At 59.3% G+C, this 20967-nt stretch carries 15 protein-coding genes; 6 read left to right on the top strand and 9 right to left on the bottom strand.

Features of this window, described 5'->3' with window-relative positions:
• Nucleotides 1-26 precede the first annotated feature (26 nt).
• From VJV58_RS18050 to VJV58_RS18080, 7 genes are all read right to left on the bottom strand, one after another.
• Nucleotides 27-1256, bottom strand: coding sequence for an ABC transporter substrate-binding protein (locus tag VJV58_RS18050; protein ID WP_324138727.1), 1230 nt, complete (start codon nucleotides 1254-1256; stop codon nucleotides 27-29).
• A 393-nt stretch (nucleotides 1257-1649) separates the two neighbouring features.
• Entirely contained in the window at nucleotides 1650-2879 is a 1230-nt protein-coding gene (locus tag VJV58_RS18055) for an ABC transporter substrate-binding protein (protein WP_324138728.1), read from the bottom strand.
• 15 nt (nucleotides 2880-2894) lie between these two features.
• A complete protein-coding gene (locus VJV58_RS18060) occupies nucleotides 2895-3908 on the bottom strand; it encodes a branched-chain amino acid ABC transporter permease (protein ID WP_324138729.1) in 1014 nt (337 codons plus the stop codon).
• Between the two features lie 2 nt (nucleotides 3909-3910).
• Nucleotides 3911-4789, bottom strand: a complete 879-nt coding sequence (locus tag VJV58_RS18065) for a branched-chain amino acid ABC transporter permease (protein WP_324138730.1) — start codon at nucleotides 4787-4789, stop codon at nucleotides 3911-3913.
• A gap of 11 nt (nucleotides 4790-4800) precedes the next feature.
• A complete protein-coding gene (locus tag VJV58_RS18070; RefSeq protein ID WP_324138731.1) occupies nucleotides 4801-5514 on the bottom strand; it encodes an ABC transporter ATP-binding protein in 714 nt (237 codons plus the stop codon).
• Nucleotides 5511-6308: an ABC transporter ATP-binding protein gene (locus VJV58_RS18075; RefSeq protein ID WP_324138732.1), complete on the bottom strand. Its 798-nt coding sequence runs from the start codon at nucleotides 6306-6308 to the stop codon at nucleotides 5511-5513. The genes VJV58_RS18070 and VJV58_RS18075 overlap by 4 nt, the downstream gene beginning before the upstream one ends.
• A gap of 69 nt (nucleotides 6309-6377) precedes the next feature.
• Nucleotides 6378-7244 carry an IclR family transcriptional regulator gene (locus VJV58_RS18080; RefSeq protein ID WP_324138733.1) on the bottom strand — a complete coding sequence of 289 codons (867 nt, stop codon included), beginning with the start codon at nucleotides 7242-7244 and terminating at the stop codon, nucleotides 6378-6380.
• Between the two features lie 126 nt (nucleotides 7245-7370).
• Here VJV58_RS18080 and VJV58_RS18085 point away from each other — a divergent pair, with 126 nt between their 5' ends.
• From VJV58_RS18085 to glpK, 6 genes are all read left to right on the top strand, one after another.
• On the top strand, nucleotides 7371-9467 hold the full coding sequence (locus tag VJV58_RS18085) for a 3-hydroxyacyl-CoA dehydrogenase NAD-binding domain-containing protein (RefSeq protein ID WP_324138734.1): 2097 nt from the start codon (nucleotides 7371-7373) through the stop codon (nucleotides 9465-9467).
• Nucleotides 9468-9479: 12 nt separating this feature from the next.
• Nucleotides 9480-11162 (top strand): dicarboxylate--CoA ligase PimA, encoded by a 1683-nt coding sequence (gene pimA, locus VJV58_RS18090; RefSeq protein WP_324138735.1) that lies wholly within the window; start codon nucleotides 9480-9482, stop codon nucleotides 11160-11162.
• A gap of 99 nt (nucleotides 11163-11261) precedes the next feature.
• The gene (gene pimC / locus VJV58_RS18095; RefSeq protein ID WP_324138736.1) at nucleotides 11262-12452 is read left to right on the top strand and encodes a pimeloyl-CoA dehydrogenase large subunit; all 1191 of its coding nucleotides are present in this window, start codon (nucleotides 11262-11264) and stop codon (nucleotides 12450-12452) included.
• Nucleotides 12453-12590: 138 nt separating this feature from the next.
• Complete coding sequence (gene pimD, locus VJV58_RS18100; protein WP_324138737.1) at nucleotides 12591-13733, top strand: pimeloyl-CoA dehydrogenase small subunit; 1143 nt, start codon at nucleotides 12591-12593, stop codon at nucleotides 13731-13733.
• Nucleotides 13734-13912: 179 nt separating this feature from the next.
• Entirely contained in the window at nucleotides 13913-14686 is a 774-nt protein-coding gene (locus VJV58_RS18105) for an SDR family oxidoreductase (protein WP_324138738.1), read from the top strand.
• A gap of 341 nt (nucleotides 14687-15027) precedes the next feature.
• On the top strand, nucleotides 15028-16533 hold the full coding sequence (gene glpK / locus VJV58_RS18110) for a glycerol kinase GlpK (protein WP_324138739.1): 1506 nt from the start codon (nucleotides 15028-15030) through the stop codon (nucleotides 16531-16533).
• Between the two features lie 33 nt (nucleotides 16534-16566).
• Here glpK and VJV58_RS18115 read toward each other — a convergent pair whose 3' ends face one another.
• Together VJV58_RS18115 and VJV58_RS18120 are read right to left on the bottom strand one after the other, a co-directional pair.
• Nucleotides 16567-18597 (bottom strand): ATP-binding protein, encoded by a 2031-nt coding sequence (locus VJV58_RS18115; RefSeq protein WP_324138740.1) that lies wholly within the window; start codon nucleotides 18595-18597, stop codon nucleotides 16567-16569.
• 1092 nt (nucleotides 18598-19689) lie between these two features.
• Nucleotides 19690-20967: vitamin B12 dependent-methionine synthase activation domain-containing protein (locus VJV58_RS18120; RefSeq protein WP_324138741.1), on the bottom strand; the 1278-nt coding region annotated here is incomplete at its 5' end.

Consider the following 20967-nt stretch of genomic DNA (forward strand, 5'->3'; position numbering starts at 1 on the left):
AGTAGCCGTTCCGAGCCGGTCGACGCTCAGCCGCCAACGTCGCCGCTGATGATATCGCCGAACAGATCCCACCTGTCGCCCTTGAACTTCATCAATTGAAGCTGCGAGAGCGGAGCGAAGTCGGTTGGACTGGTATTAACCTTGATGCCCGGCAGCAAACCGTCAAGCTCCAGATCCCGAATGCTCGCCGCCTGTTTCATCACGTTCTCTCGCGTGAGATTGTCACCGCATGCCTTCAGCACGTGCACGAGCCCTTGCGCAACGGTGTAGCCATACATCACCGAAGCGTCGATCCTATTGCCCTCGGGGAAATATTTAGTGAGAAACTCGTCGAAATGTTTCATCCCCGCATCGTTCTTCCACTGCGGATCGGAGGTGTCCTTGAGGTAGGACGACGAGATGATGTCCTGGCCGGCGTCAAATCCTGCCGGTTTCATCACGCTGCCGATCGAAGCGGAGACGTTGTTCAGGAAGTGCAACGGCTTCCATCCGATTTCGGCGTTCTTCTTGATCGCTTGCGCGGCGAATTTTGGCGTGGTGATGTTAAAGAACACATCGGCGCCGGTCGATTTCAGTCTGACAATATGCGAGTCGATGGTCGGCTCGGTGGTCTCATAGCTTTCCTCGGCAACGATCATAGAGGCGGCTTTTGCGCCGAGTCCGTCCTTGAAGCCTTTAAGGTAGTCCTTGCCGTAGTCGTCGTTCTGATAAAGAACGGCGATTTTGGCATTCGGCACATTCTTGAGAATATATTTCGCGTAAATTCTGGATTCGCTCTGGTAGTTCGGCTGCCAGCCCATGGTCCATGGAAAGTCCTTGGGATCGTTCCACTTGGTGGCGCCGGTGGCGACGAACAATTGCGGCACCTTCTTGGCGTTCATGTACTTCTGGATCGCGGTGTTCGGAGGTGTGCCCAACGAATTGAAGATCATCAGAACTTCGTCGCTCTCCACCAGCTTGCGCGCCTGCTCCACCGTTTTCGGCGGGCTGTAGCCATCGTCATAGCTGATGAAATTGATCTTGCGGCCATTGATGCCGCCTTCGGCATTGATCTTCTTGAAGTACGCTTCTTCGGTCTTGCCGATCACGCCGTAAGCGGAGGCCGGACCGCTGTAAGGCATGATGTTGCCGATCTTGATTTCGGTGTCGGTGGCGCCGACGTCGTACTTTTTCTGCGCAAGCGCGCCGCTGCTAGTGACCGCGAGGATCGCGAGGGCAGCCGAGAAGGCCCCCAATCGCAATTGGATAGCTGGCATTTGCAACTCCCTTTCTGGTTGAATGCGTCTTTTTTAACGAAGCGCTTGTTGGCTCCTGGGTTCATTCAATACCTTCTGCGGAGGGTCATCAAACAAAAAGCCCCCTGCGACCGGGGTCGGAGGGGGCGTTATTTAGTCGAAGGGCGCCCGTAACGGCCCCGTGAACCTGCGCCTTGGAGCCCAGGTTTCTTCACCATCACACCCGCGGCCGCGAGCCTTTGGTTAACGCAATGGGCCGCCTCGATCCGGTACCCACATCGCCTTAGAGCATGATCCGACTACGTTAAATCGATGGTGAGCGCATCGGCAGTCGAGGCTGATCCGGGACAAATGCTTTGCGCGTTAGTCCCGGGAGGAAAGCCTAGTCTTACTTTTTCCGGCTCGTGCCTTGGTTTAGTTGCTCAGTTCGCCGCTGATGATATCGCCGAACAGATCCCACTTTTCGCCCTTGAAACGCATCATCTGAAGCTGCTCGATCGGGGCAAAGTCCGTGGGGCTGGTGTTGATCTTCACACCCGGCAACAAGGTGTCGGGCGCGAAGTCCTTCAGGCTGGCGGCCTGCTTCATGACGTTTTCCCGCGTCAGGTTGTCGCCGCACATCTCGATGACTTTGGCCAGGGTTTGAGCCACGCCGTACCCGAACACAAGCGAGCCATCGCGCTTGTCGCCATCCGGATAGTACTTATCCAGGAAGGCAAAGAATTTCTTCATGCCTGGATCATTGTCCCACTGCGGATCGGCGCCGTCCTTGGCATAGGCGGCTGATAGTATGCCTTGCGCGTTCTCAAATCCGGCGGGCTTCATAACGCCTCCGACCGAGGCAGAGACGTTGGATACGATATGCAGGGGTTTCCACTCGATTTCCGCAAGCTTCTTGATCGCCTGCGCCGCAAATTTCGGCGTGGTGATGCTGATGAAAGTATCCGCACCGGTCGATTTCAGCTTGACGATGTGGCTGTCAATCGTCGGCTCCGTGGTCTCGTAACTCTCTTCGGCAACGATCATCGATGCTTTGGCGCCAAGACCATCCTTCAGTCCCTTCAGGTAATCTTTGCCAAAGTCATCGTTCTGGAAAAGAATCGCGATCTTGGCGTCCGGCTTCTCCTTCATCAGGTACTTGGCATAGATCCGCGCTTCACTCTGGTAACTGGGTTGCCAGCCCATGGTCCATGGAAAGTTCTTCGGATCGTTCCATTTGGTGGCGCCGGTGGCGACGAATAATTGCGGGACTTTCTTTGCGTTCAAGTATTTCTGAATCGCCGTGTTGGACGGGGTGCCCAGCGGGTTGAACACCAACAATACTTCGTCGCTTTCGACCAGCTTGCGTGCCTGCTCGACGGCCTTTGGAGGGCTGTAGCCATCGTCATAGCTGATGAAGTTGATCTTCCGCCCGTTGATGCCGCCTTGGGCGTTGATCATGTTGAAGTAAGCGGCCTCGGTCTTGCCGATAACACCGTATGCTGAAGCTGGACCGCTATAGGGCATGATGTTGCCGATCTTGATCTCGGTATCGGTTGCCCCGGTATCGTATTTCTTTTGGGCGAGTGCACCGCCGGAGGTGGCCGCGAAAGCAATGACCGCCGTCGAGAGCGCGGCGATACGTATTATTTGTTTAGAAAGCATAATCTCTCCTGAGTTTTAGTTTTTGAACTTGCCGATCAGTTGCTGGGCAACGATCGCCACTTGCCTTGCGCCATGCGGCACCAGGAAGATCACAAGAAACAGCAGCACGCCGAACACAGCACCTGACAGGCCCTTTGAAATTCCCTCTGCTATATTCGGTACGAAGATGATGAAGGCTGAACCCACGATCGACCCGGGCAGCCAGCCGACGCCTCCGACCACCATGCCGAGAAACAGCGAGATCGCCAGCGTGATGGTGTAGCTGTCTGGCGCCACGAACTGTACGGCTATGGCTCCCAGGCCGCCGGCGATCCCGGTGATCCCAGCGCTGACGCCAAATGCGAGAGTCTTGTACAGCGCGACATCGATGCCCATCGCGGAGGCCGCGATTTCGTTGTCGCGTATAGCCATGAAGGCTCGGCCTGAACGCGACTTCAGCAGATTGACCGCGAAGATGTAAATCGCGATCGTCACGACCAGAGTGAAATAATACAGCCACGTGTCCTGCGATATCGGCAGCCCGAACGGCGCATCCGGTTTGGTCACCACCAGGCCCTGCACGCCGCCGGTCCAGTGCTCAAAATACCCGAGCTTTAGAAGCTGCGGCATGGCCGTTGCGAGCGCGAATGTCGCCAGCGCCAGGTAGACGCCGCTCAAGCGCAGCGCCGGCTGTCCGAATAGAAATCCGAAGCCAAAGCATATGATTCCTGAGATCGGCAGCGTCAACGCATAGTTCATGCCGGCATGTTCCATCAGGATTGCCGAGGTATAGGCGCCCACCGCATAGAACGCGCTCTGTCCGAGTGAGAATTGCCCGCTGCCGCCTGTAAGGATGTTCAGCGCCAGCACGGCGAGGCCGTAAATCAGCAACATCGTCAACTGGAACGTGATGAAGTGCTTTACGAACATCGGCGCCAAAATCAGCAGCCCCAGTATGATGAGCGAGGTGCCGTAGCCAAGCGTCATGGCTCGCTTGGGGACTGCCTCGACCGCAGGCGCTTCGGTAACGACTTCCTGAACTGCGCTCATGATCAAACTCGCTTCACGATGGGACGACCAAACAGTCCAGCCGGCTTAATGACCAATACGGTGACGATCAGCGCCAACGCGATCGGCAGCTTCAGTTCGTTTCCGACGCCGGGGATATAGGTTCCGACGAGATTCTCGAAGATGCCGACCAGGAAGCCGCCGACCACGGCGCCGAACGGGCTGGTCAGGCCACCGAGCACGGCGGCGGCGAATCCATAAATCAGCACGCCGAGCATCATGTTCGGCTCCAGGAACACCACCGGCGCGATCATCATTCCGGCGATCGACCCGATCGCAGCGGCCATGCCCCAGCCGAGGGCGATCATCCAGCTTGTGTTGATGCCGACCAGCCGCGCCGATTCCGGCAGCGATGCCGCCGCGCGCATCGCCAGCCCCATCCGCGTGAAGCGAAAGAAGAAGAACAGTGCGAGCAACAGCAGCAGTGTAACGCCGATCATGCCGGCCTGGTGGGTCGAGATCAGTTGACTGCCCAGGAATGGCGAGGACCCGAACGGCGTCGGGTATTGCTTGATCGTGAAGTCCCAGATCAAGCCGGCGACGCTGTTAATGATGGCATAAAGCGCGATGAAGCCGGCGACGTTGGTCAGGATCGGCGCCTTCGCCAGCGGCTTGAACAGTAGCCGTTCGATCGCAATGCCGCCGGCAAAGGAAAAGATCAGCGTGAGCACGAATGCTCCCCAGTACGGCACGCCCCATTGCATCAGCTGCCATGAAATGAAGGTCGAGAACATCGCCATTTCGCCCTGGGCGAAATTCAGATGGTCGATCGCCTGGTAGATCATGACGACCGCAAGCGCCATGCAGGCATAGATGGCGCCGGTCGCGATACCAGCCAGGATTTGATTGGTGAAAAGCTCCATGGCCGTGCTCCTCAATATCCCAGGTAGGATTTGCGAACGTCTTCGTTGTTCGCAATCTCGGCTGCACTTCCGGACATCACGATGCGTCCGGTTTCGATCACGTAGGCCTTGTCGGCGAGTTCCAGCGCGAGCTGCGCGTTCTGCTCGACCACCAGAATGGTGACCTTGTCCTCGCGATTGATCTTGCCAAGAATCTTGAACAGGTCGCGCACGATGAGCGGCGCCAGTCCGAATGACGGCTCATCCAGCAGCATCAGCCTCGGACGCAACATCAGCGCGCGGGCAACGGCCAGCATCTGCTGTTCGCCGCCCGACAGCGTGCCTGCTTGCTGGGTATGCCGCTCTTTCAGTACGGGGAAGTGATCGTACATTTTCTCGATGTCGGAGACTACACCGCCTTTGTCTTGCCGGGTGATCGCGCCGAGCTGAAGATTTTCCTCCACGGTCATCGTGGTGAAAGTGCCGCGGCCTTGCGGCACATGCGCAATGCCGAGCCGGACGATGTTCTCGGTCGAGCGGCCCGCGAGCGGCGCACCATCGAATTCAATCGCGCCGGTGGAGCGCACCATATTGCAGATCGCCCGCAACGTGGTGGTTTTGCCGGCGCCGTTGGCGCCGAGCAGCGTGGTCATGCTTCCTTCGTTGAGCCCGAAGTCGAGGCCGTGAAGCGCCTGGACTTGGCCGTAATAGGCGCGCAGATCCTTTACGTTGAGCATCGCCGTCATTGGTCCTTGCTCCCCAGATACGCTTTGATGACGTCCGGGTCGGACTGCACCGCAGCCGGCGTGCCCTCGGCCAGCTTGCGGCCGAAGTTCAGCGCGACCACATGATCGGCGATCGACATCACCAGCCCCATGTGATGCTCGACGAGCAGGATTGTGACTTTGCGCTCGTCGCGTATTCGGCGGATCAGATCGCCGAGCACATGGACTTCCTCATGATTGAGGCCGCCGGCCGGCTCGTCGAGCAGCAGGATCTTCGGATCGGCAGCTAGCGCGCGCGCCAGCTCAACGCGTTTCTGAGTGCCGAAAGGCAGGCCGGAAACGGTGACGTGGGCGACATCATCAAGTTCGAGATAGCTGACGATGTTATGAACGCGCTCGTTGAGTTCGGCTTCTCCGCGGCGAACCCATGCCAGTTTGAGCCCGTCGCTCACGATATCGCTGTTGGTGCGCGCGTGGGTGCCGACACGAACGTTGTCGAGCACTGACAGGTTTGCGAACAGGGCGACGTTCTGGAAAGTGCGGCCGATGCCGATTTCGGCGATCCGGTGCGGCGGGCGGCTCAGGATGCTGTCGCCCTCCAGCAGGATGTCTCCGGAGCTCGGCTGGTAAAGTCGGCTAAGGCAATTGAAGAGCGTCGTCTTGCCGGCGCCGTTCGGACCGATCAGCCCGAGGATCTGGCCCTGATGCATGTCAAAGGATACGCCGTTCAAGGCGATGATGCCGCCGAACACGACGCTTACGTCGCGAACGGCGAGCAGGGGGTATTGCCCCTGCGCGAGCTGTGCCTGCGTCATTTCGCTGCGCCCGAAGCTGCCGGCCCCGAATGCGCCGACGAAATCCTGCTTCGGCCGCAACAATGAAGGCTATCTGATCCCCTCGACCACACGTGCAACTTTCCCTCCTGATTTCAATTTTTTGCTTTCTGCTTTTTTTGATTGCGGCGCTGTCCCGCCGAGTGCTGCCTCTATGTTCCTTACCATCGCCAAGAGACGAGGTCCAATATCGTTCCGAAGCCGGTCTTCCGTGAAGCGGAATGCGGGCGCGCCACAGTTAAACGCATAAGTCCCCGTTCCGTCATTAAGCTTTAGTGCTACGCCGACGGCGTGCACGTCGTCCTGCCACTCGCCCGCCGAGATCGCAAAACCGTGTTTGGCGACAGTCTCTCCGGCGCGTTCGATGCCGTCGCGCATTCGGGGCCAGCGGCTTCCGTAATGTTCTCGCAATTCCCGCAACAGCGCCGCGCGCTCATCGCCTGGAAGCGCCCATATGTACGCGCGTCCCATCGCGGTGGTTGCAATCGGAATTCGCGAGCCGACGTCGAGTTGAACGCCTAGCGTGAGTCCGTTGCGGCTCTGGCCGAAGTAAATCATGCTGGTGCGGTCGCGGCCGCCGATGGCAACAGCGCCGCCGGTCGCGCGCATCACTTCCTCACGAAAGGGCTCGGACAAATACCGAACGCCGAGATTGGCAAGAGCGGCATAGCCGAGCGCCATGGCTGAGGGCGCCAGCTGATACTTCTCGAACCGTGGAACGGGTGTAAGGTAACCCAGCTTCGTCAAAGTGTAGGTCAAGCGCGAAACGGTAGGCTTCGGCAACTTGGTGCGTGTCGCGATCTCTTGATTTCCAAGCAGCCCGTCATTGGGCTGAAATGCTCGCAACACATCGAGGCCGCGGGAAAGTGCGACGACGAAACTGCGATCGGTCGTCGGTTTCTTGGCTGGACGTTTCATTGACTACTGCTGCGCACGGATGTCGTTGACAAGCGACGTGCTTCAAAATAACCCTCGCTGTCAAGATGTGGAATTAAATTCCGCTATGCGAAATTAGTCCAGAACAGGATTTCGAGGGAGAGTCGCGTGAACGAAGTGGTCAAGCTCGAGCGTCATGATGCAGTTGCGGTTGTCACCGTCAACAGTCCTCCGGTGAACGCGCTGAGCGCCGCGGTTCGCGGCGGTATTTTCGACAGCATCAAGAGCGCGATCGCCGATCCCGAAGTAAAGGCGATCGTTCTGACCTGCGCCGGTCGGACCTTCATCGCCGGCGCCGACATCACCGAATTCGGCAAGCCCCCGAAGCCGCCCGGGCTGCACGAAGTGCTGGCCACGATGGAGAGCTCGCCAAAACCGATCATCGCCGCCATTCACGGCACCGCACTCGGCGGCGGTCTTGAAGTCGCGCTTGCCTGCCATTTCCGGGTGGCGACCAAGGACGCAAGGCTCGGACTTCCGGAGGTCAAGCTCGGGCTGCTGCCGGGCGCCGGTGGAACCCAGCGTCTGCCGCGCGCCGTCGGTCCCGAGCTTGCTGTCAAGATGATCGTCGGCGGCGATCCGATCAGCGCTTCGGATGCGCTCAAGAACGGGCTGATCGATGAAATCGTCGAAGGCCCGGCGTCAGGCGGTGAGGCCTTTGCCCGCAAGGTGCTGGCGGAGAAACGTCCGCTTCGCAAGCTCCGCGACGATGACACTAAGCTCGCCGCCGCAAAAGCCGATCGCTCGATCTTCACCAATGCGGTTGCGGCCCTCACCAAGAAAGCTCGGGGCCTTGAGGCGCCGTTTGCCGCCGCCGACGCGGTCGGTGCGGCGATCGATCTGCCGTTCGAGGAGGGGCTGAAGAAAGAACGTGAAGGTTTTCTGAAGCTGGTGTCGAGCGATCAATCAAAAGCGCAGCGTTACGCGTTCTTCTCCGAGCGCGAAGCCGCCAAGATCGCCGGCGTGCCGGAAGGCACCAAGCCTCGAAACGTCGAACGCGTCGCCATCATCGGCGCGGGCACTATGGGTGGCGGCATCGCGATGTCCTTTGCCAATGCCGGAATTCCGGTGACGCTGATCGAGACGGGCGAAGAGCAGCTCAAGCGCGGCATGGGCGTAATGCAGAAGAACTACGAGGCCAGCGCGGCGCGCGGCGGCATTCCCGCAGACGCGCCGGCCAAGCGGATGGGCCTAATCAAGGGCGTAGTCGGGATCGAGAACGTCAAGGACGCTGACCTGGTGATCGAGGCCGTGTTCGAAACCATGGCTATCAAGAAGGAGGTCTTCACCGCGCTGGATAAACACGCCAAGCCGGGCGCGGTCCTCGCCTCCAATACCTCCTATCTGAACATCGACGAGATCGCCAAAGTGACCAATCGTCCGCAGGACGTGCTGGGCATGCACTTCTTCAGCCCGGCCAATGTGATGAAATTGTGCGAGATCGTGCGCGCGGCGAAAACCGCGCCGGATGCGCTGGTGACGGCGGTGGCGGTTGCGCGCCGCATTTCCAAGGTGCCGGCGGTGGTAGGGGTATGCGACGGCTTTGTCGGCAACCGCATGCTGGCGCAGCGCGGCAAGCAGGCCGAGAAATTATTGTTCGAGGGCGCGTTGCCGCAACAGGTCGATGCTGTGGTCACGAAATTCGGCATGCCGATGGGTCCGTTCGCGATGGGCGATCTCGCCGGGCTCGACATCGGCTGGCGGTCGCGCAAGGACCGCGGGATCAAGTCGGAAATCGCCGACGCGCTCTGCGAGGCCGGCCGTTTCGGCCAGAAGACCGGCAAAGGCTATTACAAATATGAAGGCGGCTCGCGCGCGCCGCTGCCCGATCCCGAGGTCGAGAAGCTGATCGACGAGACCCTGCAGCGGCTCGGGCGCAAGCGCCGCGTCGTCAGCGACGATGAAATCCTCGAGCGCATGATGTACCCGATGATCAACGAGGGCGCGCGCATCCTCGAAGAAGGGATCGCGGCGCGTCCGAGCGATATCGATGTGATCTGGCTGTACGGCTACGGCTGGCCGATCTATCGCGGCGGTCCGATGTTCTATGCCGACCAGGTCGGGCTCAAGCACATTGCCGACCGGCTGTCGTTCTATGCCAAGGAGACCAACGATCCCTCGCTCGAACCGGCGCCGCTGCTCAAGCGGCTCGCCGCGGAAGGCAAGACCTTCGCTTCGCTCGCGCAGACCGCGAAGGCGGCGTGACGCGGATCATCAATGACTCATCCCGGCGAACAGTTTTATCCGCAGGGCGTCCGCTGGGACGATCCGATCGCGCAAGGAACAGTCCCTGATCTGTTGGCGAAGTCGGCCGTGCAATATGCCGCGCGGCCGGCGATCGAATTTCGCGATCGTCCGATCACTTATGCCGCGCTGGAATCAATGGTCGAGAGCGCGGCGGCGGCTTTCCTGCGCGCCGGCTACGGCAAGAACAGTTCGGTGGCGCTGTTCCTCGGCAACTCGCCCGATCATCCCGTGAATTTCTTTGGCGCGCTAAAGGCCGGCGCGCGTCTCGTGCATCTCAGCCCGCTCGATGGTGAACGCGCGCTGGCTCACAAGTTGACCGACAGCGGCGCGCGCGTTCTCGTCACCAGCGATCTCGCGACGCTGCTGCCGACGGCGCTGAAGTTCCTCGAGAAGGGCCTGCTCGATCGTCTGATCGTCTGCGAGGACGATCATTGGGGCGCGGTTGGAAATCCGCACGCGCCGATCCCGGTCGATCCGGCGATCGTGACGTTCAGCAAATTCGTGGAAGGCGCAAGCAAGCCCGCACAATGGCCAAAGCTTTCGGTCGATGACGTGGCGCTTCTGCAATATACCGGCGGCACTACCGGGCTGCCGAAAGGCGCCATGCTGAGCCATGGCAATCTGACTTCGGCGGTTTCGATATACGATGTCTGGGGCAAGGCGGCGCGAGCTGATCGGGATGCCATCGAGCGCGTCATTTGCGTGCTGCCGCTGTTTCATATTTTCGCGCTCACGGTGATCCTGCTGCGCAGTCTGGAGCGCGGCGACCTGATTTCGCTGCATCAACGTTTTGACGTCGAAGCGGTCATGCGCGATATCGAGGTCAAGCGAGCCACCGCGTTTCCCGGCGTTCCCACCATGTGGATCGCGATCGCGAGCCTCCCCGATCTCGAAAGCCGTGACCTGTCCTCGCTGGTCAGTTGCGGGTCGGGTGGCGCGCCGCTGCCGGTCGAGGTCGCCCGGATTTTCGAACGCAAGACCAACATGAAGCTAAAGAGCGGGTGGGGGATGACCGAGACCTGCTCGCCCGGCACCGCTCATCCGCAGGACGGACCGGACAAGCCGGGCTCGATCGGCCTGATGCTGCCGGGTATCGAACTCGATGTGGTCGCGCTCGACGATCCGAAAAAGGTGTTGGCGCCAGGCGAGGTCGGTGAGATCCGCATCAGGGGCCCGAACGTCACGAAAGGATACTGGAATCGACCGCAGGAGACCGCCGAGGTTTTCGTCGGAGATCGTTTCCTGACCGGCGACATCGGCTACGTGGACAGCGATGGCTATTTCTATCTGGTCGATCGCAAGAAGGACATGATCATCTGCGGTGGCTTTAACGTCTATCCCCAGATGATCGAGCAGGCCATCTATGAGCATCCATCGGTGCATGAGGTGATCGTGATCGGGGTCCCCGATGATTACCGTGGTGAGGCGGCAAAGGCGTTCATCAAGTTGCGCGCGGGCGCCAAGCCTTTCGCGCTCGATGAACTCAAGGCGTTTCTTGCCGGCAAACTCGGCAGGCACGAAATCCCGGCAGCGCTGGAATTCGTCGATGAATTACCCCGAACTTCGGTTGGCAAGCTGTCGCGCCACGAATTGCGCAACCAGCAACCCTCAGCCCAGCCGCGACAAGCGCAGGCATCGGGGGGCCGCCCGTGACACACGGCGCATCAACCGCACGCTTGCACCGCTGCCATCAAAACAGGTCGGATCGCATCGCAACAGGTTTTCAGACTCAATTCGTCACAGGAGGATCCAATGGATCTCAGCTTCACTAAGGAAGAACAGGCGTTTCGCGAGGAAGTGCGGGCCTTCTTCAGGGATAACGTGCCGCCGGCGACGCGCCAGAAGCTGGTCGAGGGTCGCCATCTCAGCAAGCAGGAGATGATCGATTGGTGGCGCATCCTCAACAAGAAAGGTTGGGGCGTTTCCCACTGGCCCAAGGAATATGGCGGTACCGGCTGGACCTCGGTGCAGCACTACATTTTCAATGAGGAATTGCAGATGCACCCGGCACCGGCGCCGCTTGCGTTCGGCGTCAGCATGGTTGGTCCGGTGATCTACACATTCGGCAATGAAGCGCAGAAGAAGCATTATTTGCCGCGCATCGCCAATGTCGACGACTGGTGGTGCCAGGGCTTCTCGGAGCCGGGCTCGGGGTCGGATCTCGCCTCTCTCAAGACCAAAGCCGAGCGCAAGGGTGACAAATATATCGTCAATGGCCAGAAGACCTGGACTACGCTGGCGCAGCATGCCGACATGATATTCTGCCTGTGCCGCACCGATCCGTCGGCAAAGAAGCAGACCGGCATCTCCTTTATCCTAATTGACATGAAGTCCAAGGGCATCACGGTGCGCCCGATCCAGACGATCGACGGCGGCCACGAGGTCAACGAAGTGTTCTTCGATGACGTCGAGGTTCCCGTGGAAAACCTGGTCGGCGAGGAGAACAAGGGCTGGGACTACGCGAAGTTTCTGCTCGGCAACGAGCGCACCGGGATTGCCCGGGTCGGCGTCTCCAAGGAGCGCATCCGGCGCATCAAGGAATTGGCTTCGAAGGTCGAATCCGGTGGCAAGCCGGTGATCGAGGATCTGAAATTCCGCGAAAAGCTCGCCGAGGTGGAGATCGATTTGAAGGCGCTCGAACTCACCCAGCTTCGCGTCGTTGCCGACGAAGGCAAGCATGGCAAGGGCAAGCCGAATCCGGCGTCTTCGGTTTTGAAGATCAAGGGCTCGGAGATCCAGCAGGCCACGACCGAGCTCTTGATGGAAGTGATCGGTCCGTTCGCCGCGCCTTATGACGAGCACGGCGATGACGGCAGCAACGAGGCGATGGACTGGACCGCGCAGATCGCGCCGAGTTACTTCAACAACCGCAAGGTCTCGATCTATGGCGGATCAAACGAGATCCAGCGCAACATCATCACCAAGGCCGTGCTGGGGCTGTGAAGCTTCTCGCCATGCCCGGGTAAAAGCGCGAAGCTCGCCTTCGCGCATCGCGGGCATCCACATGTTGTTCGAGGTTAGTCGTGAATGGCGGGGTCGAGCCCGGCCGCGACGAAAGAGTAACCGGGGAAAATAAGCAAAATGGATTTTGATTTGTCGGAGGAGCAGCGGCTTCTCAAGGAGAGCGTCGAGGGCCTGCTGGGCAATTCCTACGACTTCGACCAGCGCAAGAAATACATGAGCGAGAAGGGTGGCTGGAGCAAAGGCGTCTGGAGCAAGCTCGCCGAGCAGGGGCTGCTCGGGTTGCCGTTCTCGGAGGACGATGGCGGCTTCGGCGCGGGCGCGGTCGAAATCATGATCGTGATGGAGGCGATGGGCCGGGCGCTGGTGCTGGAGCCTTATTTGGCAACAGTCGTGATCGCCGGCGGATTCTTGCGCCACGGCGGCTCGGCCGCGCAGAAGGCTGCTCATATCCCCGGGATCATCGACGGCAGCAAGACTTTCGCGTTCGCGCAACTGGAGAAAAATTCGCGATACGACCTGCAGGATGTCGCGACCTCGGCCAAGAAAAAGGGCGATGGCTGGGTGATCGACGGCGAGAAGTTTGTTGTGCTCAATGGCGAGAACGCCGACACCTTAATCGTGACCGCCCGCACCAGGGGCGGTCAGCGAGACGCGAGCGGCATCGGCGTATTTCTGGTGCCCGGCAACGCCAAAGGGATCGCCAAGAAAACCTACCCGACCCAGGACGGCCTGCACGCCGCCGATATCAGTTTCACCGGCGTTGAGGTCGGCGCCGATGCGGCGATCGGCGATCCCGACAATGCCCTGCCGCTGATCGAGCGCGTGGTCGACGAGGCCCGTACCGCGATCTGCGCCGAAGCCGTCGGCATCATGGATGAATCGCTCAAGACCACGATCGAATATCTCAAGACCCGCAAGCAATTCGGCGTGCCGATCGGCAGTTTCCAGAGCTTGCAGCACCGCGCCGCCGACATGTTCGTGGCGCTGGAGCAGGCGCGGAGCATGGCGCTGTTTGCGACCATGGCCAACGATTTCGACAATGCCAAGGAGCGGGCGACCGCGGTCGCCGCGGCCAAAGTTCAGGTCGGCAAGTCGGGGAAATTTGTTGGCCAGCAGTCGATCCAGTTGCACGGCGGTATCGGCATGACCATGGAGGCCAAGATCGGCCACTACTTCAAGCGGCTGACCATGATCGAGAATAGTTTCGGCGATACCGATTATCATCTGCGCCGCGTCACCAACAGCGGCGGGCTGGTTTAACCAGCGCTCCGCGCCAGTTGCGAGGGCACGTCGTCATGGCCGGGCGAGGCGACGAAGCTTTGCTTCGCGCCGATGTCCCGGTCATCCACGTCTTAACCTTCCGGAAGCAGCAAGATCGTGGGGACGAAGCCCGGCCATTGACTGCGAGATGACGACAACGAACAAGAAGGGAAACAATCATGCAATCCACCCCGTTCGATCTCACCGGAAAAGTCGCGGTCGTCACCGGCTCCAGCCGCGGCATCGGCCGCTCGTCGGCGGAGCTTCTGGCAAAGCTCGGCGCCAAGGTGGTGATATCGAGCCGCAAGGCTGACGCCTGCGAGGAAGTGGCCTCCGCAATCCGCAAAACGGGCGGCGACGCTCACGTCATCGCCTGCAACATCTCGCGCCGAAACGAAGTCGAGGCGCTGATCTCGGGCGCGACCAAGCATTACGGCAAGGTCGATGTCCTCGTCTGCAACGCGGCCGTCAATCCGTATTACGGCCCACTGCTCGATATCAAGGACGAAGCGTTCGACAAGATCATGGGCTCCAACGTCAAGAGCAACATCTGGCTGTGCGGGCTTGCGATCCCGCAAATGGCCGAACGCGGCAACGGCTCGGTGATCATCATCTCCTCGATAGGCGGCTTGCGCGGTTCCACCGTGATCGGCGCCTACGGAATCTCCAAAGCGGCCGATTTCGCGTTGTGCAGGAGCCTGGCCGGCGAATGGGGACCCAAGGGCGTGCGCGTCAATTGCGTCGCGCCCGGTCTGGTCAAAACCGATTTCGCCCGCGCCTTGTGGGAAGACGAGGAGCGGCTGAAGCGCCGCTGCGCCACCACGCCCTTGCGGCGGATCGGCGAGCCCGACGAAATCGCCGGCGCGGTCGCCTATCTCGCCTCCGATGCTTCGAGCTTCATGACCGGCCAGACCATCGTGGTCGACGGCGGGGTTACCACGGCATCGGTGTGAGTCTTTTCTGATCGCGCAGGGTGATTCGAAGTCCCTCCACTTTATGGGTCGCGACGAGCGAAGCTCGCTCGTTTCTTTTCCCTCCCCCTCTTGTGGGGAGGGCGGGCGCATCGTGAGCCCAGCGAACGATGTGACGGGTGGGGGGCTGCTTCCGCCGCAAGCGCCGGCGAGAGAGAAAACACGTGAATGGCCGCGACTGGTATCACGAAGCCAGCCTATCGGCGTCGTGCCTGCGTTCGCACGCGCTCCGCCCATATTGACCTTCGCTTCCCAATCCGCTTGCTTCTCGACGAACGCAGCCAAAACAAATCTTTCGGGAAGCAACGCCAGGAAACAACCTCATGTCCTTTGTGCTGGCCATCGATCAGGGCACCACGTCTTCGCGCGCCATTGTGTTTGGCGCCGACATTTCGATCGCGGCAGTCGCGCAAGCTGAATTCCCGCAGCATTTTCCGGCGTCGGGCTGGGTCGAGCACGAGCCCGACGACATCTGGAGCTCCACGATCGCGACCTGCCGCGAGGCGCTGAAGAACGCCAATCTGACAGCAAAGGATATCGCCGCGATCGGCATCACCAATCAGCGCGAGACCACTGTCGTGTGGGACCGCGCCACCGGCCAGGCTGTTCATCGCGCCATCGTCTGGCAGGATCGCCGCACCGCTGATATCTGCGCTCGACTCAAGGGCGAAGGTCATGAGCCCTTGATCACGTCAAAGACCGGCCTGATCGTCGATCCATATTTCTCCGGCACCAAGGTGGCGTGGATTCTCGATCACGTGCCCGGCGCGCGCGGGCGGGCTGAGCGAGGCGAGCTGATGTTCGGCACGGTGGATTGCTATCTGCTGTGGCGACTGACCGGCGGCAAGGTCCACGCCACCGACGCCACCAATGCCTCGCGCACGCTGCTGTTCAATATTCACACCGGTCAGTGGGATGACGAGCTGCTTAAGATCTTGCGTGTGCCGCGCTCGATGCTGCCCGAAGTAAAGGACTCCTCCGGCAGCTTCGGCGAAAGCGTGCCCGAACTGTTCGGCGGCTCCATCGCCATCTCTGGGATTGCCGGCGACCAGCAGGCCGCCACCATCGGCCAAGCCTGTTTTTCTCCGGGCATGATCAAGTCCACCTACGGCACCGGATGTTTTGCGCTGCTCAACACCGGTGCCACGCCCGTTGCATCAAAGAACAAGCTGCTCACCACCATCGCCTATCAGCTCGGGGGCAAACGCACCTACGCGCTCGAGGGCTCGATCTTCGTTGCCGGGTCCGCGGTGCAGTGGCTGCGCGACGGCCTGGGCGTCATCAAGCAGGCTTCAGAGAGCGGCCCGCTCGCCGATAAATCCGATTCGATGCAGAGCGTCTATCTGGTGCCCGCGTTCGTCGGGCTGGGCGCGCCGTACTGGAATCCGCGCGTGCGCGGCGCGTTGTTCGGGCTGACGCGCAATACCGGCCCCGCCGAGTTGGCGCATGCGGCGCTCGAAAGCGTCTGTTACCAGACGTTCGATCTTTGGGCGGCGATGCGCGCCGATTGGCCGGAAGCAGGAGGCGCAAACATCGTGCTGCGCGTCGATGGTGGCATGACAGCGTCGGACTGGACCATGCAGCGGCTGGCGGATTTGCTCGATGCGCCGGTCGATCGCCCAATGATTCAGGAAACCACCGCGCTCGGCGCTGCCTATCTCGCGGGATTATGCGCCGGCGTCTATCCCGAACCGTCGAAGTTTGCTGACAACTGGCGGCTCGAGCGGCGTTTCAAACCCGCTATGAGTGCGGCCACGCGCGAGCGCAAGCTGGCCGGCTGGTCGCGCGCGGTGAAGGGCTTGCTCGCCAGCGACGAGGGCGAGGGGTAGGGTTAGGGGTACAGGTAGAGGTAGAGTGGCGTGCTATGGTCCAGTCGGACTAAATAAACTCCGCCCTGAAATTCCGGCGTAATCGAAAAAAGCTTGATTTCTCGCTCGAGCGTCTTCGATAAGGGCATCCCACCCAACAAGTTCTATAGATCCTAGGAAGCCGCTATTAGGTCGGTAAATTCGCCCCCGATTGTCCGCGGTCCGTTGCCACGAATAGGTCCATTCGTTGAGTTTGCCCATGATATCAGCGACAATGAAGCAATAAAAAACGGTCGAACTATCTAGCTTGATTGGCCGACCTTTGACGTCGACGAGTATGCCTGATTGCAAGCGGCGTATATAACGCTCCACCTGAAGTTGGGGGTTTTCATCGTCTCCATAGGATGTACGCCCAGGTCGCTTGAACTCAACTAGCAAGACCTTTGATGGTTCTTCCGTCTGCCGCAGCCCATGAACATAATCAAAAATAAGAACATCGGGCCTCTCTTCACTTTGTACTGCGGCTGAAAGAATCGAGAACTCGACGTCGGAGCTAAAATATCGCGCAAAGGTCAAGCGTTCATCTAATATCCAAAGGTCGTGTGAACTTGCCGCCTCTACTTTCGTCGACCCGTTGGCAAGCGTGTTAATCCGCAGCGGACAGATGAAAGAGTGCAGGATGTCTTCGCGTTGATAAGAGCTGTCCCGAGTATCATCGCGGACTTTCTCCAAGAGTATCTCGATAAAGTCCAGCACTACTTTTCGTCTTACAACGTATTCGGCGAGACTGCGTTTCTCGGCATCCTCGATCGCTTTCCCTGCCTCCTTTAGGACATCGGAAAATGCCCGTATATCGGCTCCGGTTTGCTTGAGCCTTGTAAGGACGGAACGGATTTTTTCTGCCTGACGCTGATCTCGACGGAAGCGCTCACGTGATAAGTGTCCGTAAATCGCATCGTCGTTAAGTTCTCCTGAGGGCAATTTTGCCTGAAGTTCTTCCGTGTCTCCGAACGCAACTGAGGGATAAGATTCAGTGATGTCCTCTATTATCTCTTTTTGCTTTCCACTTAACTCTGCTAGAGGTTCGGCAAGGAATTTATTAATGTACTCTGTGCATACGTCGTTGATGATGCGCTCTATGACCACATCTTCAAACAGAAAAGCCGTGCGTTCCTGATTGACGTTCTCGTTCAGATATTCGCCGGTTATGAGAGCGTGAAACACACGATCTTGCTTCTCACCAAAATATTTCAGCCCCAACTTCCCATCTATGCATTGTGACTTCACCGTTCGATCGTGCGCGATGAAGTGTATAAAATGAGAACCCTTCATGTCAGCGCTGGCGACTTTTTCGCATTCCATCAAAGTAAGTGTTAGTGTTCCATATTCGGCCGTTTTGACAGGTATCTCTGGACTTTTGCGAGAGACTATCTTGTCGATATCCTCTGGATAGTTACGCGTCTCATCTCCAACGTGAACTGCAATTGCTGGACACCGACCGCCGATAAAGGTTGGTAGGAAATGGGAAGTCAGATGTTGAAATACAAAGCTCTCTCGTCCTGGAAACTTTGACAGGTAGCCGTTATCTTTAAGACCTCCAAATTTAACCCAAAAATAGGTATCGGTCTTAGGTGAGACACTAGAGGTCTTTTCGCCCCTTATCTGATCCTCAAGGGCTAGGACAAATCGGAACGATCGCTTCTTGCGGGCAAGGCCGCTCCTGAAGACGCTCACGATTTCGATTTCTTCAAAGCAGTCAAGCCAGAGCAAGCGCCCGACACCTTTGCCTCCGGTTTGGATTTTGTTATCGGTGTCGGTGGTGGTAAACGCCTCCCAATTAGATTTGTTTAGACCTTCACCGTTGTCCTCTACCGTTGCCCAAACATCTTCTTTTTTGCGATTAGTAGAAACTGTGACAACGATCTTTCCTCGTCGGGGAGCGGAGTCGCCGAATTTTGCCTGTGTCGAGTGAATCGAATTGCTAATCGCTTCGAATAAAGGCTGCAGAGCTCCTGCAACGTTTGTAGGCTTTGGTAGCCGTTGAACTCGTTTAACTAGATTGGGACGGAGTGACGTCGATACCATTGGGGCATCCAAAAATGCGAGATCGCTTCAAGGTTGTGCATTGTTCGAAGTATTTGACAAGGTCATGATCAGCTATTTTCTAGGCAAAGATTTCCGGTCGCCGGTCGCAGTGCGGGGCGGGCCGCGATCATTCGCGATCCGAGAGCCTCTGATTTCTTTGATTGCAGTCGACTGATTTTGCCTGACCGGCAAATCAACAATTTCGCTGTCCAGCCCGCGTTGCAAAAATATTTCCGTTCTCGAACTGCCCAAATCAAAACTATAACCCCGGCCATCCTGTCCCACCAAAGGGGCGTATCGATCGTCATGAACGCGGGACGGGATGCGATGGCCGCGGATGTGCCGTGAGACGAACGGCACGTGATGCGGACGGCGAAGTCGTGTGGTCCTGACGCCTCGACGCTGGTGTCAAGTCGGCGGGAAGTATCCCGCCGCCGACGGTGACAACAAGCCCGATCACCGGGGAGAGCGCGCTATAAGTCGTAAAACCATTGCGCGGGGAATGCCGGATGATTTCGGTGAACCTGTGGTGACTACCTCGTGTGCTTTCTATCTTTTGCACGCGAGACTGCGGGTGCATCGCGCGCCCGGCATTCCCTGCGCCCTCTGAATTTCAGATGCGCTATACAATTCAAAACTCGCGCGACCTGCGCGGCGAGAACGCGGAGGTGTGCTGTGAACATCGGCGCCTGTCGTTGCGTACAGTGGCACGCCGTCACCGGTCTTCATCCCTCCCACTCGTGGGGAGGGTGGCGCGAAGCGCCGGGTGGGGGTAGATCCCGCACGGACGAGACCCCCACCCGTCACATCGTTCGCATCGCTCACGATGTGCCACCCTCCCCGCAAGTGGGAGGGATAAGAAAGAGAGCGAGCTTCGCTCGCCACAATGGGGAAACGCGCTGCGCGCCAACTCTATCAGCGTCGTCCCTGCGAACGCAGGGACCCCTACGCCGTGACAGCTGCCATTGAAGCAGGTGTTCGTTTCCCTGTTCTTTCAAACAATGCGGGCCGGTGGTTATGGGTCCCTGCTTCCGCAGGGACGACGTGCGGAAGCATGAGAGAGTGCTTGCGATTGTGAAGGGACGAAAAGTGTTACACCGCCCGCGCGGTCTTCTTGCGATAAGCCAGATGCACCGCGCAATTGCAGCCCGGCGGATGGGCGGCCAACTCCTGGGAGTCGACGTCGTTAGCCGGAACAGTGGACGCGGGCACGGGTTTCGCGATCGTTTCCTTGGCGCGACGATCCTGCGCCGAGCGATCCTGGGTTGGAATGTAATTCAACACCGGGCCCAGCCAACGCTCGGCTTCGGCGACGCTCCACCCCTTGCGTGCTGCGTAATCCTCCACTTGATCGCGCTCGATCTTGCCGACGCCGAAATAGAAGCTGCCGGGATGACTGAAATAAAGCCCGGAGACCGACGAGCCCGGCCACATCGCAAAACTTTCGGTCAGCTTCACGCCGGCATTGTTCTCGGCATCGAGCAGCGCGAACAGCGTCGCCTTTTCGGTGTGGTCGGGTTGCGCCGGATAGCCCGGCGCGGGGCGGATGCCCTGATATTTCTCAAGGATGAGATCTTCCGGCGACAGCGCCTCGTCCGGCGCGTAGGCCCAGAATTCCCTTCGCACTCGCGCATGCATGCGCTCGGCAAAGGCTTCGGCCAGACGGTCAGCCAGCGCCTTGCAAATGATCGAAGAGTAATCGTCATTGGCGTTCTTGAAACGATCGGCTACGGCATCTTCGCCGATGCCAGCCGTGACCACGAACGCGCCGATGTAATCCGGCACGCCGGACGAGACCGGCGCGGTGAAATCCGACAACGCGGCGTTGAAGCGGCCTTCGCGTTTCTCCAATTGCTGACGCAAGGTGTGCAAGGTCGCAATCTTGGTGGTGCGGCTGTCATCGGAATAGACTGCGATGTCGTCGCCATCGGCGTTGACAGGCCAGAAGCCGATGACGGCCTGCGCCTTGAACCAGTTCTCCCTCACGATCACATCCAGCATCTTGCGAGCGTCGTCATACAGCGAGCGCGCGACTTCGCCGACTTTCGGGTCATCAAGAATGGCCGGGAAACGCCCGGTCAGCTCCCAGGTCTGGAAGAACGGTGTCCAGTCGATGTAGTCGACGAGTTCGGTAAGATCATAGTCGCGAAACGATTTGACACCGAGAAATGCCGGCTTCTTGTGCGGCGTTGCGGCGAAATCGAGCGCGACCGCGTTGGCGCGGGCATCGGCCAGCTTCAACCGCTTCTTGTCCGCCTGGGCGCGGAAATGCGCCGCGGAGATTTTGGCGTATTCGGATCGGATGTCGGCGGCAAACGCCTCGCGCTTGTCGGGCGACAGCAGCGAGGAGGCGACGCCGACGGCGCGGCT

The organism is Bradyrhizobium sp. (assembly GCF_035273305.1).
Taxonomy (GTDB): Bacteria; Pseudomonadota; Alphaproteobacteria; order Rhizobiales; family Xanthobacteraceae; genus Bradyrhizobium.